Source organism: Sphingobacterium nematocida, from assembly GCF_900168125.1.
GTDB lineage: Bacteria > Bacteroidota > Bacteroidia > Sphingobacteriales > Sphingobacteriaceae > Sphingobacterium > Sphingobacterium nematocida.
Genome location: NZ_FUZF01000009.1, coordinates 143,060 through 166,101, shown reverse-complemented (window position 1 = coordinate 166,101; position 23,042 = coordinate 143,060). Strand labels below are relative to the sequence as shown.

The window sequence follows — 23,042 nt, the reverse complement described above, 5'->3', positions numbered from 1 at the left end:
TATGCGAGAACTAATTACTGGACTTGAAGGATCCTATTGGGAGCGTAGGTGGCAAGATAAACAGACAAGGTGGGACATCGGATACGCCTCACCCCCTATTGTACAGTACGTAGAAAATTACTCCAATAAAGATGCCGCTATCCTTATTCCAGGTTGTGGCAACGCTTATGAAGCAGCATGGCTGATAGATCACGGCTTTAGCAATGTGACGGTGCTCGACATCTCCCCTACGGCGATCGCGAATGCGCGGCAAGTGGTCGAAAAACAAGATCGGATACAATTTGTCTGTGCTGATTTTTTTAACTATCAAGGACAGTTTGAATTAATTCTCGAACAAACTTTTTTTTGTGCGATCCCCGTTTCAAGACGTCGTGATTATAGCGAAAAGGTAAGCAGTTTACTTCAAGAAAAAGGACGGTTAGTAGGAGTTTTATTCGATCGTGAATTTGAACATGAAGGACCTCCATTTGGTGGTAGTCGGTTAGCGTACCAGTCTTTGTTTGAAGATAATTTTGATTTTGATCACTTTGAAAGCTGCTATAATAGTATATCCGCTCGAGCTGGTACCGAGTTATTCATTAATTTAATAAAGAAATGAAAGAATTGTTTTTAAGAAACTGGACCTTTATGCGCTTATTTAGGATAGCATTGGGGGGGATGGTTGCGGCTCAAGGTTGGTATAGCAATCAATGGATATTTGTGGGATTAGGTTTAGTTTTTGCAGTTATATCGTTTTTGAATCTCGGCTGCTCAGCTTATGGGAGTAGTTGTAGCCATAGACGATAGTATAAAAAAGGTAGACCTGCCATTACAGCAGGCCTACCCCTATAAACTATCTTATTCTTATATATTTTTCAGTGATATACTGTTTGACACCTAGTTCGGGCAGTTATTCCATTCCTTCCTGTACTAGCGTATCTCCTCTCAAAGATATTGTAAATTTAAACTGTTTACCTTCCCAAGGTCTGTAGCTACAGAAATCTAGATTTTCAGTGTAGTTATCACCCTCCAATAAATAGGTGCCTCCACCACTCACAAATAGCGCAGTACTGTCTTTACCTTGATTTTTGTCGTGATTAAAGAAAGAGAAATGTGTTGTATTAATCATCTTAATCATTTCTGTCTTGGTACTGTCTACTAGTAAGCGAATCGTATCCTTACCTTTTATGGTTGTACTTTCAAGAAGTCTGTAATTCCCTATTAGGCTACTGTCCGATTTTTGGCAAGACATCATACATATTCCAGCCATTAATATATAAAAACGCATAATTTTATTGTTTATCCCACCATACTCTACCACTCAAATTATCTCCTCCTGGCACAGCAGCGGCAGCAGCTTTGTAGTATGCACTATTAGTTCCCGCTTCCTCAGCCGTTGGGTAAGGCAATCTTCTAGGTATAGTACCGTTTGTCGCATTTCCCGGATAGACCACAGGTGTCAGTGCAGGATATCCGGTTCTTCTCCAGTTAAACCATGACTCGTAGAAGTTTAATGCGGTGTTATGGTGTATCCAATATTGCGTACTAATCTGTTTAAGCCCGTCAACCAATGGATTTGCCGCTACGAAGGTATTGGCATCGCTTTCTGAAATAGCCAATTTGGGGTCATATTGTCCTAAGAATGTAATTCCAGCCTTCACACCATTAGCATAGTGAGTAGCAGCAGATCCACCTATACCCCATCGTTGTGCCGCTTCCGCCAGTAATAGTTCACTTTCGGCATAGGTCAATATGAAGGTTATACCATCAGGTTTAATCATCGCCGGATGCGGTGAAGAATAGTCTGGAAAAGACGTATAGGATGGATGCGAAGATATAGCATAAAGTGGATTATTGTTCAAATCCTTTCCATTAGGCATTCCTTTTTGCTTAGTCGGATCGGTTACAAAATTAGGGTTGATGTTCTTATAGCCTTTCACTCCCACATCGGGCCATACCTGAGTTGCGGCCACTTTGATCCTTGGGTCATTCGTGCTTTTTAAGGCGTTAATGAACGTGTCAGACCATTTGACATAGTAATGTTCAGAACCACCATCACCGACTAATACTTGACTGTTACGGTTTTGTGTGACACGTGCACCACTTTCGTCATGTTGGACAAAAGCATTATCAGCATTACTGGCTAAGGTCTTCCCTATTACTTTCGTCGCATAGGTCTTTGCCGTATTTTCATCTACTTTTGTCAATCGCATAGCGAGACGTAGTATTAAAGAATTGCCAAACCGTTTCCATTTATCAAGATCTCCATTATAGATTATGTCTCCTGTGATTTTATCCGCTGCAGGATCCAACGCATTGGTAGCTTCTTCAACCTCTTTCAGCAGATCCATATAGATATCCTGTTGTTTGTCGTACTTCGTAGACAGCTTCTTACTATAGTATCCCATCCCTGCTTCCGAGTAAGGGACATCACCGTACAGGTCAGTGATTCTTGCGAATATAAGCGCCTTCCAAATACGTGCTACCTGATGTACATTTTTATATTTATCATTGCCGCGTGTAAATTCGACAATATCAACAGCTGGCTTAACTTGCTCATCGTAGGCTCTCTCCCAATACGAAGAGGTATACCATGGTGTTAATAAGTATTTGTCACCTGCCCAATAGCTAATCACCGTAGACAATCCCTGCATCATCGTACCCGAGTAGATGAGGTTGGTACGCCAAGTTTCGTAAGCAAAATCTATACTTCCAGTATACGTCAGTTGTGCTGTTGATAATACGAAGTTCGGATCAAAGTTTGTAGCTCCATAAGCAATAGGGTCTGTGTTAATTGCTACGAAATCCTTTGTGCAACTTGTATTGCTAAGCATCCCAGTCAATAATAGGAACGCTAATATATTGAGTTTTTTAATTTTCATGAGGCCTGTTAGATTTAGAATTTAACATTAAGATTGAAACCAAATGTACGCGCCGGAGGAAGTCCACCTAGCTCTAATCCCACTAATGTGGCGTTATAGCTCGATTCCGGATCAATGTTTTCGGTCTTCTTCATCAATATAAATAAATTACGTGCTACGAAATTTAAACTTAACCCATTGATCTTATTCTTGAAAGCTTTAGCAGGAAAGTTGTAACCAAATGTCAGCTGTCTGAATTTGATAAAGCTGGCATCATTTACAAAACGGTAAGAGGTGTTGTTTGCGGTGTTCTCATAGAATTTTGGTGCAGTGTTACCAAGTGCTTCTCTATCTACTAGCGTCTCCTTATGCAACCCTTTGATATATCCATAATAGTCTGTTCCTGAAAACAACTTTCCACCAAACTTACCATCAATTAGAAATCCAAGGTTAAAGTTTTTATAGCTGAAATCATTATTCCAGCCTGCAAACCATTTGTTCTGAGAGTCTCCGAAGCTTTTTAATTCACCGCGGTCTGGCGAACCATCAGCCAATTTTACAATCTGCCCTTGGTCATCATATTTGTAATCGTAAGCAAAAATTTGGCCCATTGATTTACCAGGAACGTGTTTCAAAAAGCCCACTCCTGAGCGCGAAGTTGCGTGCAACATTTCCTCCATGCCGTCAGCTAGCGATAGCACCTTGTTATCGTTGTATGTAGCATTGATAGAAGATACCCAACTGAAATTTCCGTTTTTAATAGGCGTACCTGTCAATAACATTTCCACCCCTTTATTACGTAAAGACCCTGTGTTCAAGACCGCACTAGTATAGCCTGTAGTCGAAGGGATTGCAACTTGCAAAATTTCGTTTTTCGAGTTCTTGTTATACCAAGCGATATCCAAGCTGACTCGATCATTTAAGAAACGAAGTTCCGTACCTATCTCTAATTCTGTAGCGGTGGATGCAAATAATCCTGAATTTGGGACTGCTGTATTTGCTATTTGCCCTAATGCATTACCGTTGATGCTCTGACTCATAAAGCTGTATGCAAGCGCTGTTTGGTAAGGGCTCGTTGCCTGTCCAACCTGCGCATAACCGGCACGTAATTTACCAAAATTCAATATAGAAGAATTCAGAAACTCAGAGAATACAAATGAACCACTTACTCCTGGATATACAGAGTATAATTTATTGTCTATCCCTGGTGTCGCCAAAGTGGAGAACCAATCTGAACGTAAGCTACCTGTTAAGTATAAAATATCGCGATAGGCGTACTCTAAAGTTCCATAGAGTGATTGCATCTCTTCTTCCGATTTAATCTGGGAAAGCATTTTGTTCTTTAACCCCACAATTGTATAGACCCCTGGCACTAAAAATTCGGTTCCTTGATTGATTAAAAGGTCATTTTTTGTATTTCTATAAGCCGCTCCCACATTAGGCGTTAGCGTCATGTCATCCGTTAGAGAAAATGTCTTACCTACTAAAATGTCTGCATTTAAGTCGTTAAATTTGGCCGATTGTAAGGCCATATTAAACGGTGGCGCATAGGCTAGTCCACCTGGAAACACGCTTGTAAATTCGTTAGTATAATAATCTTGACCCGCACGTCCTTGTACAAAAATACCGTTATCAAAGGAATACCGAGCCGTCAATGAACTTATAAGTCTATTTCTTTTGGTATTATTCTGAATTTCATAGGCCGCATACCAAGGATTCGTATCCCAAGGGTTTCCTGAATTATATGCTATCTCCTTTCCATTTGCATCAACCCATGGTTTTAGGTTCCGAACATCAATGCTTGTAGGCAAGAAAATCGTATTAAAGTTGGCGCTACCAGCTCCATCAGAAAGCATCGGCCTGTTCTTAGCATTTTCGATGATGTAGTTTGCCCGAGCATCTATAGACAACCGCTTTACAGGTTCAAAAGCAGCTCCCAAATAAAAGGATTGTCTATCTAGACCAGAATTTGGCATAATAGATTTATTCGTAAGATCAGTTACAGAGAAACGTAATGTACCACTTTCAAAAGATTTGTTGAATGCCAAAGAGTTCGTCCAGGTGTGTCCACTTCTGTAGAAATTTTCGATATTATTCTTTTGTGCCACGTAGGGACGTTCGACTCCATCAAACTGAACCACATTAGAACCATCCAGTTTCGCACCCCAGCTTGATGCTCCCACTTGCTTAGCCGCAGCGGCGGTAGCAGGTTTAACACCGTTTGTACCTTGTCCGTACACATCCTGCCAGTTGGTACGGTCCATCACCTGTTCAACGACATAGTTAGAGCTAAAATCGATACCATTTCCTTTACCCGATTTGGTCGTGATCAAAATAACACCAGCTTTTGCACGAGATCCATACAATGCTGATGCAGCAGCTCCTTTCAATACCGATACACTTTCGATATCATCAGGGTTAAGATTACTGATCGCATCCCCCATATCCGGTGCATTATCCCATTGACTACCCTTGTTACCATTTGGATTTGTGGATCCTCCTGTAGCTACACCCACCGTTTTATTTTCCATAGGCATACCATTGATAACATAAAGCGGCTGATTGGTTTGGCCTAAACTAGAGGTACCTCGTATCACGACAGAGCTTGATGAACCTACACCGCCTGACGTGGAGGAGACATCCAAACCGGCAACCTTACCCACTAAAGAGTTGACCACGTTATTCTCCCTCGCTTTGGTTAAGGATTCCCCATCTACTTGGGTTACGGAGTATCCCAAGGCACGACGCTCTTTCTTAACACCTAAAGCCGTTACTACCACTTCACTTAACATTTGATCGTCGCGTTCCAAAGTGATCGTCAACGGTCCTCCCTTTTGTAGCGTTACTTCTTTGGAAAGGTATCCTGTAAAAGACACTATTAATGTAGTTCCTGCAGGTACTTCCATTTCGAATTTTCCATTCAAATCTGTCGCTTTGCCCACGGCGCTTCCTTTCACACGGACAGTAGCTCCGGACAATTTGTCGCCATGTTCGTCGGTTACCAGTCCATTTATATTTAGCGTCTGTTGTTCAGTCACAACAACCAGACCCTCACCAGAAACGGAATACTGTAAGCCGTTCTTAGCTAGTAATCGAGGCAAAAGGTCAACTACTTTCGTATTATCGACTTTTAGTGAAAGCTCCTTGTTCAGGTTTTCATTTGTCGCACTATATACAAAGTAATAGTCGCTATTGTCCTCAATCAACTTGAGAATTTTGCTCAACTTCGTCTTTCGGACGTCCAAGGAGACTTTTTGTTGCGAATATACATTTGCAGTAACGTTTGCAAATGCAAAGACAATCATAATTAAGGTTAGTTTCATCCGGATAATGAATCTAGAGTGCAAAAGATAATACAAATGCACTTGCATTAAGCCATTTTTAATCATACTTTAGTGTTGGTTAAAGTTTATAATAGGCTGCGTATGGGTTCGAAGCTTACGCATGCCAGGTTAAATCATTCCGTTAAAGGATGGCAATTTTTTGCTATCCTTTTTTATTTCTCATAAATGGTCACGTTTTTTTCATATATCTCATAATTAAAGGGTTTTACTTTTTGTAAGGCTTTTAGTACTTGCTCAATGGATTCCTCTCTAAACGTAGCCGTAAATCGGTAATTGCCAATGGCATCTCCTTTTAAGGTTATGTTGACATCATACCAGCGTTCGAGTACAGATTTCAGTTCATTAAAATCTTGATCAACCATAGCCAGCCTGTTTTCTTTCCAAGCAATATCCGATACTTCATTGTCTGCGTTACTCACTACATCCTGAATGGCTATCTCTTTTACATCTGCCTTTACTTTTATAGCTTTGCTTGTCGGTTTTGGTGCGACTGTTGCCAGCTCATTTTTATAGATGGTTACTTTTTGATTGGGTTTTATAATAATAGAATTCTCATTTCTGCCCTTGCTTTTCAGTTCTATCAAGCCTTCGATAAGTAAGGCTTCGGAGGCCAGTTCATCCGGATAAGATTTTACATTAAATGAAGTTCCTAAAACCCGGATATCGAATTCGTTGGTGTGCAATATAAAAGGCTTATCCGTATCTTTCTTAACATCCAGATAAGCTTCACCTTCTAAAAATACTTGTCGGTTAGATTTTCCAAAATCTTTATCAATTTGAAGCTTGCTCGCCGAATTTAGTGTTACCAAAGTTCCATCCATTAGGGCAAATGTCTTTTTCTCTCCCTTTACCGTTTGATATACTTCTTGCACCGCTACCATTTCGATATCCTGAGGTAAGGTATTTGCGTTTTTAGTATACCATAAATATGCAAAGCCACATATAGCCAGTCCAGCTGCAATCTGTATATAGGTGGTAGGCTTGTTCCAGCGCGTTCCCTTTTCAGAAATATTCTTGTTGCTGATTACATCGCGTAATTTATCTATTTGATAATTTATAGGTTTCTTATGTCCAGACAATATTTGGAATAGACGTTGTGCACGTGCTATCGTTTCTTCCTGTTCGGGGTGTTGTAATCTATATTGCTCCCAATATTGGATACATTGTTCGTTTTCCTGTGAACAAAATTGTTGGAAAGTATCGTCAATTAGAAAGTCTTCTACTTCTTTGTAGTCTTTGTGGCTCATTATTTAAGCGGTTTTATACTATAGTGCACGAAACCGGGATTATTGCCTAAAAGAAAAATCAGAAAAGAATCAATGTTGTTGATTTATAGCTATTTAAATTTCGCTTAATTCTTGTCTAAGAATTTTGAGGGCATCATAAAGGGTGTTATAAGCCGTCTTTACAGTCATATGGGTGGTTTCTGCTATTTTCTCATACGTATAGCCTTCAAAGAACTTTAGATGAATCATTTGCTTTTGTCTGAAAGTCAATTTTTCAAGGGCTTCTTTAAGTCTTAACTGGACGATTTCATTTGTCTGTACACGAATTATAAATTCATCATAGGGCATTTCAGTCCAATCCTCTTCTGCCTTTAGGTGCTGGAGAGCAGTATTGATTTTAGTTTGCTTTTCGAGTAGTCTTAAAATTTTTCTTTTTAGGAATGTCAATAGATAGGATTGTACGTTTTCTACACGATCTAGGTTAGGTATCTTTTCCCATATAGAGGAAAAGACCTGATCGACAGCTTCGCTGCTAATATCCGAATTGCCACAGGTACGGATACCAAAATTAACCAAGTCACTATAAAGTGCTGAATATAGGTCGAAGAAAGCACTTTCATCCCCTCCTCTTATTCGTTCCCACAACAACCTATATCCCAATGATCCCTTCATAGTCATTTGTTAACTCTTATTATAATTGATTTATTTGCGTAGTACAAAAGCGAAGATGTTTATTTTTTTAGATATTTTCAAAAAAAGTTCAACTAATTTTCAAGTATAAATCCACCTGTTAAAATATGTTAAACCGTAATTTTAAGGTACTAAGCTTCTTATATCTTCGTTTATACAGTATAATTTCATAATTAGGTTAATAATTGGTTTGGTAAAATCCTGAAGTTCCCCACTTCAGGATTTTTTTTTTTCTGGACGTAGCTGGCGGGTCATGAAATTTTATTGGATTTACTGTCTTCTACTTAAGGATTCATGCTTCTCTTTATCTGATTAATGTTAACGTTTCTTCTATCTTTGCCGCATGAAGAAAATGGTCTTGATTGGGCTCTTATTGTTGGTAGTTTTTGAGGGTGTTGCGCAAAAATATATAAGCGGCCGAGTGATAAAAGTTGCAGATGGAGATACATTTACTATCGTAGACAAGTTTCAAAAGAAAACAAAAATCAGATTGCATGGGATAGATTGCCCAGAAAAGGGCCAAGATTATTTTCAGGTGGCAAAAAGCTTCACCAATAATCTTGTCTTTGATAAATTTATCAATATTGAGGTAAAGAACAAAGATAGATACGGTCGTATTGTAGGAGTCGCGTGGTTGGAAAATAAAGCTAATCTGAATCTTATGCTTATTCAGGCTGGTTTGGCCTGGGATTATCCAAGTTATAGTAAGAGTACTGCCTATCAGGATGCCGAGCTACAAGCTAGAAAAAACAAAAACAATATTTGGTCGCATTATGAACCGATGGCGCCATGGGACTTTAGAAAGATCAAGAAAGTTAAAAAGGTTTAAATCAGCAATATATATTGGATATTATATTTATATGTTTTATATTCGGATTGAATTATGATTGATTTTTAAATAGATATGAAGTCACCATTACAACGATTAACGGTTTATCCTTCTGATCTTCAAAAGATCACTGGACGTAGCGAACGTACGTGTCAACGTCTTATCAATAAGATTCGTGATATGTTTGGTTTGGGGCGACAACAACTTGTCACGGTACATCAGGCGTCTGAATACCTAGGAATTCCAATGATTGAAATGTATAGCTTTATACGATAGTATCTTTATCACCACATCTTTTCTTTTTTTATTTCTATTGATACTAATCTCGTTTATCAAGAGGCATTTCTAGTATCCATATACGACAAATCCGTCATTTGCGTCAATACCGACAAAAACGACACCGCTATTTTTGTTTCAGATTACCTTTACAATGTCGATCGGAACGTGGTACCCTCCGAAGGCAGGATGTATTAATTAATTTATAAAAATTTAAAAGGTAAAAAAATGGCAATTAAGTTTAATGTTAGAGAAATCGGAAAACCAGGTGATCTTAATGCACCTAAGAAATTTTACGCTCGCCCGATACATAGCGGTGAGATTACACTAGAAGAGCTTTCTGCGGATATTTCACATTCTTCATCAATCACGCAATCAGATGTATATGCAGTTTTGCAAAGTTTGATCAGAGAGATTCCTCGCAATATATCCAGAGGATATATTGTAAGATTAGGCGATATGGGCTCCTTTAGACTGGCAGCTAAAAGTGTGGGATTCGAACTTGAAGAAGATGTTAATAGCAGTAGTATTACTAACGCTAAGCTATTATTTCATGCAGGAAAGCAGATTCGCGACATCATGCAGAGGTTAACTTTTAAGAAAAATGGATCTTAAAGTTTTCTATTTCTAGGGCTAAGCCGGCATTTCCTGTGAAATGCCGGCTTTTTTCAGGTGTTTTTTTCGAAAAAAGAACAGGTTAACTTTTAGAAAAGACTTCGATGAGTTTGCAAAAAGACTTCGATAAGTTTAAAAACTTATCAAAGTCTTTTTTATTTAGGTGCCAGCTAACTGAAAAATGTAAAACATTGTTCTATAAGCGAAATTTATTTTCTTCGAATAATTACTTCCCGATACAGAACTTCGAAAATATATTCTCTAACAAATCGTCCGTAGTCACCGTTCCGGTTATCTCTCCCAAATGATGCAAAGACTGTCGGATGTCCATTGCCAAGAAATCGGAAGTGACTGGATTATCGATACCAAATAACACGCGTTCTAAGGCTACTTGCGTATGTTGTAGCGCTTCGACATGACGTATATTGGTGACCATTACATCATCTGTGTTGATATTTGAGAGATTTACCTGATTCAATAATTCAGTTTTAAGTTCTTCTATACCAGTCTGTTCTTTGGCTGATATATATAATGGATTTAAGATGGCGTATTCCAGTTTGTCCTCATCAGACAATAGATCACTTTTATTAATAATGACTACGAATGGTATGTTTAGATCTTTCACCTCGGCGATCTGCTGTTGAACAGTTTCGATACGATCTTGTATAGGGTCGAACAAATAGATAATTAATCGGGCCTGTTTCATCTTTTCCCGTGTACGCTCTACTCCTTTTGCTTCAATAACGTCTTCAGTATCTCTAATCCCCGCTGTATCAATGAACCGGAAAGTAACTCCATGAATATTTATTTCATCTTCTATGGTGTCACGAGTAGTACCCGCTATATCTGAAACAATTGCACGCTCTTCGTTCAATAAAGCATTCAATAGTGTGGATTTACCCACATTGGGCTTTCCTGCGATGACGACAGGAACACCATTTTTTAATACATTGCCTTGCTCAAAGGACTGGATTAGTTTGGTGATAACACTATAGATCTGTTGAACCAATCCTTTAAGTTGATCACGGTTGGCAAACTCGACATCCTCCTCCGAAAAATCCAACTCTAATTCTATCAATGAAGCAAAATGAACTAAATCTTCTCGTAGTTTTCTCAATTGATTAGAAAAACCACCGCGCATTTGCTGCATGGCCACTTGATGAGAAGCTGCTGAATTGGATGCAATCAAATCTGCCACTGCTTCCGCCTGGGATAAATCAAGGCCTCCATTCAGAAAGGCTCGTAACGTAAACTCTCCGGCACGAGCAGCACGTGCGCCCCTTTTTATCAGTAAATTGATGACTCGTTCTATGATATACTTTGAGTTGTGCGTCGAAATCTCTACGGCATTCTCTTTAGTATACGAGTTGGGAGCTACAAACAACGAAACGAGGACTTCATCCAGGACTTCTTCTCCATCCCGGATTGTGCCAAAATGTATGGTGTGCGATTCCTGCTTGATCAGATCTTTTCCTTTAAAGACATCGTTTACAATAGTAATAGCTTCATTTCCTGAAACGCGAATTACAGCGATAGCACCTTGGGCACCGGGAGACGTAGCCAAAGCTACGATAGTATCTTGAGAGATTAATCCGTTTGTAGACATTGGACAAACCTACATAAATTCGCCTTTACAAGCAATATAATTGCGTCGAAATATAAAAGCGAATTTTGTAGTTCTCCTCATCCATTTAAATCCTTTTATAAAGGAAATCTATAAAGTAAAAAGACAACCTTGTCTTCACGGTGTGTATTTTTATACAATCGATTGTGTAATCTTGTTGTTTGGGAGGCTTTAGATACAGATTCTATTTATATTTGTTATTGTAAAACCTATAAACTTATGTATACCTATAAAAGAGTTCTTTTCAGAGTGGCTTTTGCCACGATGAGTTTGCCTGTTCTGGGGTTTGCCCAGTCTGATCTGACTGTACAATTGAATGATCGAAATGTCACGATTAATAGTAAAGGACAATTTACCTATATAGGGGAAAGAAATAAAGTCAATAACCTTTTGTTGACCGATTCTATTTCCTCATTGTTACGTATCAAGCGGTTTGGACAAGCACATAGTGAAAATCCCAAAAAATTAAGTTGGGTAGACAAGGGAAAAAGTACAGTTTTAAATTTCGATTTTAAAGATGTAAAGGTAGAGGTTTTGCTCACTAAGCATCCAGATTATCTAAAATTTGAGGTATTAAATGTACAGTATGAAGACAAAGTAGAATTGTTGCAATGGGGACAGATTTACACCCTACTCGATGATAATGTGGGACAATCTCTAGGAGCTGTATATAACTCGAGCGATGCTGTAGGTCTCATGGGGCTTAACATCAAGAGCACAGGAGGATTTGAGATCGATCATCGCGAACGGTTTGGTAATGCTGCTCAAAGACTCGTTAAAGGGTCGGTAATTCAGGGTTTTACGCGAAATCGATCTAAACAAAGACAAGATGACAATTTCATTCAAGAACTGACCGAAGCTGTCCCGGTATTGGGGGATGATGCGAGGCTTAAAGGTTCTGCATTTGCGTTTTACACAACCGATGCAGCGTCTCTGCCTCGCGTTATCGAAGGTATTGAGCAGCAGGAAGGACTGCCTCACCTCACCCATTCTGGCGAATGGATCAAAAGGTCGCTGTATTCAACATCCTCCAAGTTTATTATTTCCTTCACGGAACAGAACATTGATCAATGTCTTGACATTGCACAGCGGGCAGGGATCACCAATGTATATCATCCTGGTATTTTTAAAACATGGGGAACCTACCAACTGGATACCAAGGCTTTTCCAAATGGAACCAAATCCCTGGCTTTATGTAGTGATAAAGCAAAGCAACGCAAGATGAATCTAGGTGCTCACACGTTGACTAATTTTATTACGACAGACGACCCTTTGGTCAGTCCTAAGCCTCATCCGGGATTACAGCTCGCTGCAGTGACTGTGCTACATAAGTCAATCGAACCTGGGGACAATATTGTTATTTTAAAAAATAGCAACTTAATCAAAGCCTATAAAAAAGATGATCTACTCCCTTCTAAAACAGATAATAATGTCAATCAAAATCGCGAAATATTTGCGATTCGAATTGGAGACGAAATCATTGAATATACCGAGGCTAAAGTCTCCAATAGCTTGATAGAATTAAGCGGATGTAAAAGAGGTGCCTTTGGGACTGTGGTTTCTGCACACGAAAAGAATCAACAGGTAGGACGTCTTGCATCTCATGCCTATAAAGTTTTCTTTGCTGATATCAATTTACAAGACAGCGTAGCTATTAATCTAGCACGTTTTTTTAATGAAGGTAAGTTGGAACGTATCAGCTTTGATGGTGTAGAAGGTGGTGTAGCTACTGGACATAATCGCTACGGGGGCGAACGATTTGTAGATGTGTTTTTTAAACATTTAGACAATAAAAATATTGTTGCCAATTCCAGTGATGTTATGCACTATGCATGGCACTACTTTTCGAATGAAAGTTGGGGAGAGCCCTGGTGGGCCAAGAGCTTCCGTGAGTCACAATTAGATCATCGATTGGGAGTACAGAAAGCGTTGAAAGAAGATCTGTTACCTCGAAAGATGGGGCAATTTAGTATCAAAGAGAATACTACATTAAAAGATATAAATTGGATTATGGGGCTTTGTGCAGGTTTCGATAATGGTGTAGATTTCTATGTATCCCCTGCTATTATAAAGGCTAACCCTGAAGGGGAACAGATCTTAACCGCTATTAAGAGATGGGAGACAGTACGCATGATGAAGACACTTTCGGAAGAACAGAAAGAACAGCTGCGTAATGTATTTACATTGTACGAGTTGACTGGAGACTTGAACAAGCCAGGTTTACGTCGTATTGAAACATGGGCGCCCGAAGGCGGACAATTGCAAAAGGAAAATGACAGAGTGACCCTTCCTGCCCATCTGTTGGAAAGAAAGGACAACACAGTGATTACCTTTGACTATAAACACCATAGCCAAGTTACTGAACCTGGAAAGCCTACGCACTCGGAAGTGGTATTTAATTCCGCTGGAGAAAATCAACCTATACGATTTGTTATACGCGTGTCTTCGACATCAAAGGAAAAAGTTGAAGGGCTTCATCTCAAATCGGGAATAAATCAATTGGATATACCTTTTGTGCTTAACCCCGGAGATTACGTGATCTTAGATAAAGACAGACGATTGAAACGGTTTGACCAAAGCGGTGTTCTACTGGACAGTATTCTGCCTAAAGACGTGTTTAATATCAACAAAGGGCAAAATGTCATTCTCATTGATTACAAAGCCTTGCGCGATAAATCAGGGCCAGAGATAATTCTCAACATTGCTTTTGATAAATAAAGTATTGCTTTACCATTCTTGCTTGTCCCTGAATTATCAGAGCAAGCCAGAATGGTGAAGCAGCTTAATTTTAGCTCCCTTCTTTATCGTAGTTCCAAGTACTCAACTTGTCTTGCAATATGCGGGATATCTTGTTGAAGTACCGTTTTTGCTTGTAGCCCATTACCCACTGTATACCTTGTATCGCATTGGTACAGAATATCTCATCAGCCTTTTTCATAATCTCAGGACTGATCTGAGCCTCAACCACAGGGATTCCTTCGGATTCGGCAATATCCATCACCACACGACGCATTACCCCCGCGATACAGCCTTGATTTATGGCGGGAGTGTATAGTGTCTTCTCAAAGTAGACAAAGATATTAGAGCTGAGCGCTTCGCATAGAAAGCCTTCCTGATTCAGGATGAGTACATCGTCATAGTCAAACTTCTTTTTGTATAGACCAGCCAAAACATAGATTAGCGAGTTGTTGGATTTCAGATCAGATAAATCTCCAAAAGCCTTCTTGTTTTCGGTATACAGATCGATGATTAATCCCGTTTTTTTATCCTTGACAGGCTCTTTGAGGCTTTGTATCTGGAAGATAAAGCCAGTCGTATTTGTGTCTGGAGTGTATAGACCATCCCCCTCTCTAAAGACAACTAGGCGTACACGGACACGCTGTCCGAGCATGTTGTTCTTTCTGATAAGCTCATCCGCAGCTGCTTTTATAAAATAGGTGTCAAATTTGCCTGCTGTGTCCAGGCTAAGCCTTTGCATGCTGCGTTGTAGTCGCTCGATATGAAAGCTTAAAAAACGTATCTCGCCATCTTTATAGAGCATGGTCTCGAAGATTCCATCTCCATAGCGAAAAGCACGGCTACTGGCTGTAAATATAGTATGTTCCTCTGGTACTAGTGTACCATTGTAGTTCATGTAGTGTGTAGGCATAAAAATGCAATAAAATTTAATCGTCTCCGCTAATACAGGCGTTCTACAGAAGTTCCTTCTCTGTAGCGTATCCACGCCATTTTTCTAATGCTAAACGAAAATCTTCAGGTAATGGTACTTCAAAGTTCAACATTTTTTTTGTTTTAGGATGTTGAAAACCTAAAGATCTAGCATGAAGAGCTTGTCGAGGTATTACCTCAAAACAATTGTCTACAAATTGTTTATACTTGGAAAATACAGTCCCTTTAAGTATCCGATCGCCACCATAACTCGCATCGTTGAATAATGGATGGCCTATTGATTTCATATGCGCACGTATCTGATGTGTTCTTCCTGTTTCCAGTTGACATTCAATTAGTGTGACAAATCCAAATCGCTCCTTAACCTTATAGTGTGTTACTGACCATTTTCCTTTCTCAGGATCATCATACATAGTCATGATCCTGCGGTCTTTCAGATCTCTACCGATATATCCGCTTACAGAACCATCCGTTACGATATCGCCCCAAACTAAGGCCACATAACGGCGTTCTATGCTGTGCTCAAAAAACTGCTTAGCCAAAAAAGTCATCGCCCATTCGTTCTTAGCAATAACGAGTAGCCCCGATGTGTCTTTATCGATCCGATGTACTAGTCCTGGACGCCCTGTATTACCCGGTAGTGTGGGTAGTTGACTTAAGTGGTACGTCAACGCGTTGACAAGCGTGCCCGTATAGTTATTGAAGCCTGGGTGTACCACCATCCCCGCTTTCTTATTGACCATTAGTAGGTCATCGTCTTCATATTCAATATCTAATGGAATGTTTTCTGCATAAACCTCTGTATCCCGAGGTGGGTCTGGGAGGACTAACGTAATGACGTCCAAAGGTTTCACTTTGTAACTAGCTTTTATGACTTTGTCGTTGACCAACACTGAGCCAGCATCGATAGCATTCTGAATACGGTTGCGCGAGGTATTTTCGACCCTATTCATCAAAAACTTGTCAATACGAAGCAAGGCCTGCCCTTTATCAGCAACTATCCGTATATGTTCATACAACTCCTGCTCGTCCTGTTCCTGTATATCTAAGTCTTCATTCATTCCACAAAAGTAAGTGAATTAGACCGAAAAATGCTAACTTTAGCGCATACTTACTTCAATACACTGAATATTAATTACTCCTATTTTAGCAATGCTCATCTTTAGTCCCGAACAGCCGCTTCTCCACCCGCTTTATACCGAAAAATATGCTGAAGTTTACATCAAAAGAGATGATATGATTCATCCTTTTATCTCCGGGAATAAATGGAGAAAGCTTAAATATAACCTGTTAAAAGCTAGTAGCCTAGGAAAAGATACTTTAATTACTTTTGGAGGAGCTTGGTCGAATCATGTTCTAGCACTAGCCTGTGCTGCGGCATCGCAGGGATTTCACGCTGTAGCCTTCATCCGTGGTGAGCAAGTTGCTAATCCAGTACTGGATATGTGTAGGTTGTTTGGTATGCAATTGATTTTTGTCTCTAGAGAAGATTATAAAGACAAAAAGAGGCTTTTCGAATCGTTCGAGGGCAATAAAAAAGCTTTTATGATTGACGAAGGAGGTTCTGGTCCTGAAGGGGCACAGGGCTGCGCCGAATTGCTGAGCGAGTTAGAGCGAGAGTACGATCACATTTTTGTTGCCGCCGGGACAGGAACGACAGCTGCTGGGCTCTCCATGGGACTGACAGAACACAACTTAAGTACAATGCTACAGGTTGTCCCCGTCTTAAAAGGAGGTCTGTTTATCAAAGACGAAATGAACGCATTGGGGGCCTCAACCGCTAATTGCGAATTTCACATCGATTATCATTTTGGAGGTTATGCAAAAGTCAAGCCCGACCTTATCCGTTTTGTACAGGACTTTGTCCGCCAAACAGGAATTATGATCGAACCAACTTACACCGGCAAAGCCCTATTCGCATTACACGATCTTTTGGAGCAAGACCGATTTAAAAAGGGAAGTCGTATCCTATTCATACATACAGGAGGTCTCACCGGACTATTGGGCCAATTGGAACACTTTAAATGAGAGCATACGAGAGAAGATAAAAATTAGAAAAGGTTTGTTGCAATATACTTAAAAAGTAAATCCGACTTTTAAACCAAAGGCAGTTGATCCTAGATCGGGATACAGGTTAAAGTCATCGTTATCGTTATCGGATTTACGGTCAAAAGCATCTAGCACCAAACCAAAACGAACTTGACCTGTTTTCATTTTCTTTGCAAAGCCAAATGACAAATTGAACATAGCTCCTCCATCGTAGGTATCTTTCGTCGAAAATCCATAGCCTAAAGCGGTTTCTAAATAAGGGCTTACGGGTTTATTCTTAAAGTTAACTCTAAACTGTCCGTACAACGGAACATAGGTGTCATCAAAACTATAAGAACGTACACCTGCTCCTATCCCTAATGCTATAAATGGATTAAGTTGACAATTTGCTGTGATTTGAGCCTGAGTTAATACATATTTTTTATCATTATCCGATTTAGTTACTACTGGCGCTACGATTAACGACGGTTCTATATAAACTCCTGCTTTCAAACCATTAGTTTGGTTTGGGTCCGTAGATTCGGCCTCACGAACATTACGACCTTTTTTCTCTTCCCCCTCTTTCGTTATCTTTTCAATTTCCGTAAAGTTAAATACAAAAATATTTTTATCTTTTGTTTGAATCTTGAGGCTTTGATTGGGGACCTGTTCCACTATAATCCCCCTAATAATAGACCCATTTTTTAGATATACGACATCTTGTAGGGATTGCCCGTAAGATAGCGTGGCAAAAGCCACAAAGGCAAAAGCAAGTATGATTTTCCTCTTCATAATTTAAAATTTCACAATTATACGAGCAATTTTCAAAACTTACTACAAGTACTCAGAAATATACTTATGCCAGCACATCTCTGATATCTATATCCTTATCAAACATAGCTTTTGCAAATGGGCATAAGGGTATGATTTTAATGTTGTTATCTCTAGCATTCTCAACAATTTTTTGAAGTAATATTTTGCCTACACTTTTTCCTTTTTGCTCAGGGTCTACTTCTGTATGATCGATTATTATTTTGTCCGCCCCTGCAATAGAGTAGCTCATCTCACCGATCTTTTTATTTTCTTCGTAAGCAACAAAGGCACCTTTGCTACCTGATTCTTCTTTTTTAATCAACATAACGATTCGTTTTAAGCTTGTCAATGATATTTTATCTTTAGAACAGTTAAATACTGCTGCGATACCAAAATAACAAATATTGCTCAGAAAGTGTTTTAATCTTTGCAAATTCTGTATGAATGCCGAAACTTATATTTACTTTCGTACTACTTAACGCACAATAAGAAACCGTATGAAAAACCTGCTAGTCTTGCTATTTGTTAATCTTTTCACGGTAATGTGCTACGCACAAATCGAAGATCAGCGGAATACCGATAGCCTTTTTGTACGAAAAAATAAGGATGTATACCTAGCGCCCGATAGTCTTTATGATGTAGTCGACCTGTTTCAGGATATCAATCCTTTTAAGAAAAAGAAAAAAGACAGTATTCCCCAAAAAAGATCTGGTATATCCTATTTACCCAACATTAACTACAATCCAAGCATTGGCTTTCAAATTGGCGTTAAGGCTGTCGGCGGGATACATTTTGGAGATAAAAAAAACACCAGTATGTCTGTATTTGCTACAGCCTTGAATTATACAACGCGCGGCATTATTGTAGGTTATTTATTTCATGATATCTATACCAAAGAAAACAAATGGAATCTTAAAGGAAGTCTACATATCGCAAAGATGGTCGGTCTGGACTACGGTATGGGGATCGGTAATCAATTACCTAATCCTACAGAGGAAGAATTGATATTGAATAACCCAAATCGGGACCGTTTTGTAAATAAGTATACTGTATATGGGTTTAATGAACGTGTTTACAAAAAGTTGAGCCCAGGACTTTTTGTAGGAGCAGGCGTGTATTTTGAACTCAAACGTAATATCAATACATTAACAGATATCGATCCCTCCCCTGTTGAGATTTACAGCAAGTGGAATGGTTTCGATCCCGCAAGCAATAACAATAACGGGCTGATGTTCAATTTACAATATATGACAAGGGATAATCCGAATAGTGCTTACAAAGGTATCTATAGCGATGTGGTATTTCGAGTGAACCAAACCTGGATGGGGAGTTCACAAAATGCGGTCCAACTCCTTACGGATTTTCGTAAATACATACAGTTGTCTACCGAAAGACCGAATCATGTATTGGCATTTTGGTATTACGGTTCTTATAATCTGAGCGGCAAGCTAGCCTACCTTGATTTGCCAGGCACAGGCAAAGATCCTTATTCCAAAAGCGGTCGAGGATATACAAACGGTTATTTCAAAGGCAACTCTTATGCATATGGTGAGGTAGAATACCGGTTTCCTATACTGCGTAATCGTTTTTTGAGCGGTGTTGTCTTTGGAAACGTACAGACAGTAGACGATCAGATGGGCACAAAGTTGTTCCGTCATTGGCAGCCCTCAGGTGGTGCTGGTCTACGGGTTTTGTTTAATAAAATGACACGTACCAATCTTTGTATTGACTATGCTATTGGAAGATTTGGTCAAAAAGGTTTATTTTTAGGACTTAATGAAGCATTTTAATTCGATTTTCCCATTATTAGCCGTATTATCGCTATCCAACGTACATGCACAAATTAAGAGAGACAGTACTAAAATAGATTTACAGCCTGTTGACGTTAAGGTTTATTTCGCCAAACAGTCCTTACTAGAGGTGACATCGGCGACACATACCCTATCTGCAGAGGCCCTCTCCCGACAATCGACCACATCATTGGTGTCTGCAATGAATACCGTACCCGGTATCCGGATGGAAGAAAGGTCTCCTGGCTCCTATCGTATAGCTATGCGAGGCAGTTTGATTCGTTCGCCATTTGGTGTACGCAATACCAAAGTCTATATCGACGAATTTCCCTTGACGGATGCTGGGGGAAATACGTATGTCAACTTGTTAGCTCCCATAGGCATCGAGGCTATTCAAATCATTAAAGGGCCTGATGGCTCTCTTTTTGGAGCAAACTCCGGCGGAGTTTTGCAGATTAGACCTAAAGGATTTGAGGCGACGGAGAATAAGCGCGAAGTTGATTTAACCGCTGGGGCCTACGGTTTGTTTCAACAGACTTTGTCACTTCAACAAAACGTAAATCCTACATATCAATTTTCTTTGGACCAGACTTTTGTTCGTTCTGACGGTTACAGAGAGCAATCTGCATTAAACAAAAAGACTGTGCAGACTGCTCATCAGTGGCAGTACCATAAGCATGCACAATTGCGTGTATTTGCGCTTTATACTGATATGGATTACCAAACACCTGGAGGTTTAAATGCAACGCAATATGAAGCTGACCCCAGGGCATCTCGTCCTGCTGCAGGGCCAAATCCTAGTGCAAAAGAACAACAGGCTGCTATATACAACAGAACAGGATTTGTGGGGGTATCGAATCGATTGCAACTGACAAAAGATCTTTCTTATCTGCTCGCCCTGTTTGGTTCCTATACCGATTTTGAAAATCCTTTCATCACAAATTACGAAATGCGTATTGAGAAAAACTGGGGTTTGCGGAGTTATTTGTCGTTAGATGGGAAGGATGCTACCCTACCTTGGCAAATGCAACTCGGTTTTGAAGGCATAAAAGGGACTAGCAATATAGATAATTACGACAACAACAAGGGGGTTGCCGGAACTATGCAGGCAGAGGATGATATGTCGAACTCGCAATGGAGTATCTTCTATCGAGGGCAGATAGCGTTGTTAAAAAATTGGAATGTAGAGGGGTCAATAGGTCTGAACGGAAGCAATATCAGTTATGATCGAAAATTTCCTGCGTCTGTTCCCGCTCAGGGAAGTATATCATTTCATACCCAATGGATGCCAAGAATAGCAACATCCTATATTTTAAATGATATGATGTCATGGCGTATGTCTGTAGCAAAGGGATATTCGACTCCGACTTTGGCCGAAGTACGTTCTTCAGACAATAGAATTAATACGCAAATTCAAGCAGAATCCGGGACCAACTATGAAATTGGCTATAAAGTGAAAGCTAAAAACAACAGGTTAATAATCGATCTGGCAGCCTATACTTATCAAATGAAAAATGGTATAGTACGCAGCCTGAATGATTCCGGAGCGGAGTATTATCAGAATGCCGGAGAAATGAAGCAAAAAGGATTGGAGATTTCCTTTTGGGGAACAATACCACTAGCAACAAATGCTGCCATATTACGTGGTTTAAGCTGGCATTCGGCCTTAAGCTATAATGATTATCATTTTGGGGATTATAAAGTTGCCGATAAAGATTACAGTGGAAATCGTATAACTGCAGTGCCAAAGTGGGTGTGGACGAATAGCTTGCAGATTGAACTGCCCTCTAGATTAGAGCTTAATCTATACCACAATTATACAGGATCTATGCCATTGGATGACGGCAATACGGTGTTTGCGGAAAAGTATCACCTGATACAGGGAAAAATAAGTCACGTCCTCCCCCTGCCGAAGAATAAACGCCTACAGGTATTTGTTGGAGTAGACAATTTGTTGAATCAAAAGTATAGTCTAGGCAATGATATTAACGCGTTTGGCGGACGTTACTTCAACGCTGCTGCCAAACGCAATTTTTACGGCGGATCTAAGTTTAGTTTTTAACAGTTGCGCGTTTGCTTATTTTGAATAGTTTCCAGAGTTTGTCGCTGAAAAGTACAATCAAAATAACATAAATCATCTGCGAGAAGAATGATAGTTTATCTTGCAAGCTTTGTGAAAGCCCATAGGACATTAAGAATAAGCTAGCAACATAATTGAACATCATCCCAAAGACAGTGCCTATTAGGAAGAATAGAATTGCCATTTTTTTACTTTTAGTCATTTCCTCTTTCGATCGTTCGTAGTGGAGGATATTTTCCATTACTTTATCTTCGAAATCGGCAAATGGCATTTCGAGCTTACTGCTCTTTAACAACGTGTATAGTTCGTCTTTATGTTCCATAATATTCTTCTTTCATTAATCGGCACAATGCGCTATAGAGATGTTTGCGCGCTCTGAATAAGATTACCTTTGCATTAGAATCTGTCCAACCGGTGATATCGCAGACCTCTTGTATGGCTAACTCTTCTAGGTAGTAAAGGCGTAATGCCAAGGCTTCATTGGCTGGGATCAGAACCAGTGCCTCTTGAATAACCTGTTCCCGTTCTTTCTTTACAAGCTTATCAAACGCATTTTCACCCCAAGCGAAGTCATGTTCTTGAAGGTCAAAAGTCACAGATTCAGGTTTCAACCTACGCGCGGTAGTGAATGCACAGTTTACAACAATACGGTAGAACCAAGTGCTGAATTTGGATTGCTGTTTGAACTTTGCCAAAGACTGATAGCAGCGCATAAATGCATCTTGAACGACTTCTTCGGCAAGATGCTCTTGCTTTACAATAGAATGCGCTACAGAATAGGCCATATGCTTGTAAGTAGTCAGAAAATACCTAAAAGCATATGGATCTCCAGCTAAAACCTTATCAATATAGATTTGGTCCATCTTTAATCTTTAGGCTCTTGCCTTTTGTCCAATTTATTCGCCACAATCATAGAAATACCGGCACATATCGTAATGATCCCCATCGGGATTGAATCTTCCGAATGAAAATAGTTAAATTCCCTAAGAATTCCGACAATGAAAATTCCGGTACCTATTCCCAATACCACAATTCCAGGTTTCTGCCAATCATAGGGTTCTCTCTTGACGTTCTGAATGCCGTTATTCTCTATGCGAACGGCCCTAAATCTCATAATGAAATAAATTGATAATGTTATCGCTGCGAAAAGTCCTATAGACATAACTGCTAGCATTGTTTCTTTTTCCATATTTAAATGTTCTTTTAGCATTAGTCGTC

The 23,042-nt window shown here is 39.6% G+C and carries 22 protein-coding genes; 9 read left to right on the top strand and 13 right to left on the bottom strand.

What is annotated here, in order from left to right; genetic code table 11:
- Position 1: 1 nt before the first annotated feature.
- Both B5X76_RS11430 and B5X76_RS21975 read left to right on the top strand, forming a co-directional pair.
- Positions 2-598, top strand: a complete 597-nt coding sequence (locus B5X76_RS11430) for a methyltransferase domain-containing protein (RefSeq protein ID WP_079643247.1) — start codon at positions 2-4, stop codon at positions 596-598.
- Positions 595-786 carry a hypothetical protein gene (locus tag B5X76_RS21975; RefSeq protein WP_176141045.1) on the top strand — a complete coding sequence of 64 codons (192 nt, stop codon included), beginning with the start codon at positions 595-597 and terminating at the stop codon, positions 784-786. The genes B5X76_RS11430 and B5X76_RS21975 overlap by 4 nt, the downstream gene beginning before the upstream one ends.
- A 103-nt stretch (positions 787-889) precedes the next feature.
- Here B5X76_RS21975 and B5X76_RS11425 read toward each other — a convergent pair whose 3' ends face one another.
- The 5 genes from B5X76_RS11425 to B5X76_RS11405 form a co-directional block, all read right to left on the bottom strand.
- A complete protein-coding gene (locus tag B5X76_RS11425) occupies positions 890-1,267 on the bottom strand; it encodes a hypothetical protein (RefSeq protein ID WP_079643246.1) in 378 nt (125 codons plus the stop codon).
- A 4-nt stretch (positions 1,268-1,271) separates the two neighbouring features.
- Positions 1,272-2,861: a SusD/RagB family nutrient-binding outer membrane lipoprotein gene (locus B5X76_RS11420; RefSeq protein WP_079643245.1), complete on the bottom strand. Its 1,590-nt coding sequence runs from the start codon at positions 2,859-2,861 to the stop codon at positions 1,272-1,274.
- A gap of 14 nt (positions 2,862-2,875) precedes the next feature.
- Positions 2,876-6,163, bottom strand: a complete 3,288-nt coding sequence (locus B5X76_RS11415; RefSeq protein WP_245801027.1) for a SusC/RagA family TonB-linked outer membrane protein — start codon at positions 6,161-6,163, stop codon at positions 2,876-2,878.
- Between the two features lie 173 nt (positions 6,164-6,336).
- Positions 6,337-7,431: a FecR family protein gene (locus B5X76_RS11410; protein ID WP_079643244.1), complete on the bottom strand. Its 1,095-nt coding sequence runs from the start codon at positions 7,429-7,431 to the stop codon at positions 6,337-6,339.
- A gap of 93 nt (positions 7,432-7,524) precedes the next feature.
- Positions 7,525-8,082, bottom strand: coding sequence for an RNA polymerase sigma factor (locus B5X76_RS11405; RefSeq protein WP_079643243.1), 558 nt, complete (start codon positions 8,080-8,082; stop codon positions 7,525-7,527).
- Between the two features lie 361 nt (positions 8,083-8,443).
- Here B5X76_RS11405 and B5X76_RS11400 point away from each other — a divergent pair, with 361 nt between their 5' ends.
- From B5X76_RS11400 to B5X76_RS11395, 3 genes are all read left to right on the top strand, one after another.
- Positions 8,444-8,929, top strand: coding sequence for a thermonuclease family protein (locus B5X76_RS11400; protein WP_079643242.1), 486 nt, complete (start codon positions 8,444-8,446; stop codon positions 8,927-8,929).
- 75 nt (positions 8,930-9,004) lie between these two features.
- The gene (locus B5X76_RS21685; protein WP_139375282.1) at positions 9,005-9,205 is read left to right on the top strand and encodes a hypothetical protein; all 201 of its coding nucleotides are present in this window, start codon (positions 9,005-9,007) and stop codon (positions 9,203-9,205) included.
- 228 nt (positions 9,206-9,433) lie between these two features.
- Positions 9,434-9,820 carry an HU family DNA-binding protein gene (locus tag B5X76_RS11395; protein WP_079643241.1) on the top strand — a complete coding sequence of 129 codons (387 nt, stop codon included), beginning with the start codon at positions 9,434-9,436 and terminating at the stop codon, positions 9,818-9,820.
- A gap of 226 nt (positions 9,821-10,046) precedes the next feature.
- On the opposite strand, the gene mnmE is transcribed toward B5X76_RS11395, so the two are convergent.
- Positions 10,047-11,426: a tRNA uridine-5-carboxymethylaminomethyl(34) synthesis GTPase MnmE gene (mnmE, locus tag B5X76_RS11390; RefSeq protein WP_079643240.1), complete on the bottom strand. Its 1,380-nt coding sequence runs from the start codon at positions 11,424-11,426 to the stop codon at positions 10,047-10,049.
- A gap of 237 nt (positions 11,427-11,663) precedes the next feature.
- On the opposite strand from mnmE, the gene B5X76_RS11385 reads away from it, so the two are divergent.
- Positions 11,664-14,162 carry a hypothetical protein gene (locus B5X76_RS11385; RefSeq protein ID WP_079643239.1) on the top strand — a complete coding sequence of 833 codons (2,499 nt, stop codon included), beginning with the start codon at positions 11,664-11,666 and terminating at the stop codon, positions 14,160-14,162.
- 70 nt (positions 14,163-14,232) lie between these two features.
- Here the strand turns inward: B5X76_RS11385 and B5X76_RS11380 are convergent, their stop codons facing one another.
- Together B5X76_RS11380 and B5X76_RS11375 are read right to left on the bottom strand one after the other, a co-directional pair.
- Positions 14,233-15,093 (bottom strand): aminotransferase class IV, encoded by an 861-nt coding sequence (locus B5X76_RS11380; RefSeq protein ID WP_079643238.1) that lies wholly within the window; start codon positions 15,091-15,093, stop codon positions 14,233-14,235.
- A 43-nt stretch (positions 15,094-15,136) separates the two neighbouring features.
- Entirely contained in the window at positions 15,137-16,174 is a 1,038-nt protein-coding gene (locus B5X76_RS11375) for an RluA family pseudouridine synthase (protein WP_079643237.1), read from the bottom strand.
- A gap of 91 nt (positions 16,175-16,265) precedes the next feature.
- Between B5X76_RS11375 and B5X76_RS11370 the strand changes: the two genes are divergently transcribed.
- The gene (locus B5X76_RS11370; protein ID WP_079643236.1) at positions 16,266-17,141 is read left to right on the top strand and encodes a 1-aminocyclopropane-1-carboxylate deaminase/D-cysteine desulfhydrase; all 876 of its coding nucleotides are present in this window, start codon (positions 16,266-16,268) and stop codon (positions 17,139-17,141) included.
- 48 nt (positions 17,142-17,189) lie between these two features.
- Here B5X76_RS11370 and B5X76_RS11365 read toward each other — a convergent pair whose 3' ends face one another.
- Positions 17,190-17,933, bottom strand: a complete 744-nt coding sequence (locus tag B5X76_RS11365) for a hypothetical protein (protein ID WP_079643235.1) — start codon at positions 17,931-17,933, stop codon at positions 17,190-17,192.
- Positions 17,934-17,997: 64 nt separating this feature from the next.
- Complete coding sequence (locus B5X76_RS11360; protein ID WP_079643234.1) at positions 17,998-18,279, bottom strand: GNAT family N-acetyltransferase; 282 nt, start codon at positions 18,277-18,279, stop codon at positions 17,998-18,000.
- Positions 18,280-18,451: 172 nt separating this feature from the next.
- Between B5X76_RS11360 and B5X76_RS11355 the strand changes: the two genes are divergently transcribed.
- Complete coding sequence (locus B5X76_RS11355; RefSeq protein WP_079643233.1) at positions 18,452-19,744, top strand: BamA/TamA family outer membrane protein; 1,293 nt, start codon at positions 18,452-18,454, stop codon at positions 19,742-19,744.
- Entirely contained in the window at positions 19,731-21,806 is a 2,076-nt protein-coding gene (locus B5X76_RS11350; RefSeq protein ID WP_079643232.1) for a TonB-dependent receptor, read from the top strand. Before B5X76_RS11355 ends, B5X76_RS11350 begins: the two co-directional genes overlap by 14 nt.
- Here B5X76_RS11350 and B5X76_RS11345 read toward each other — a convergent pair.
- From B5X76_RS11345 to B5X76_RS11335, 3 genes are read right to left on the bottom strand one after another with little or no spacing between them, the layout of a single operon-like run.
- Positions 21,796-22,146 carry a hypothetical protein gene (locus B5X76_RS11345; protein ID WP_079643231.1) on the bottom strand — a complete coding sequence of 117 codons (351 nt, stop codon included), beginning with the start codon at positions 22,144-22,146 and terminating at the stop codon, positions 21,796-21,798. The genes B5X76_RS11350 and B5X76_RS11345 overlap by 11 nt on opposite strands.
- Positions 22,136-22,687, bottom strand: a complete 552-nt coding sequence (locus tag B5X76_RS11340) for an RNA polymerase sigma factor (RefSeq protein ID WP_079643230.1) — start codon at positions 22,685-22,687, stop codon at positions 22,136-22,138. Before B5X76_RS11340 ends, B5X76_RS11345 begins: the two co-directional genes overlap by 11 nt.
- Before the next feature lie 2 nt (positions 22,688-22,689).
- Positions 22,690-23,013 carry a hypothetical protein gene (locus B5X76_RS11335; RefSeq protein ID WP_139375281.1) on the bottom strand — a complete coding sequence of 108 codons (324 nt, stop codon included), beginning with the start codon at positions 23,011-23,013 and terminating at the stop codon, positions 22,690-22,692.
- Between the last annotated feature and the right edge of the window lie 29 nt (positions 23,014-23,042).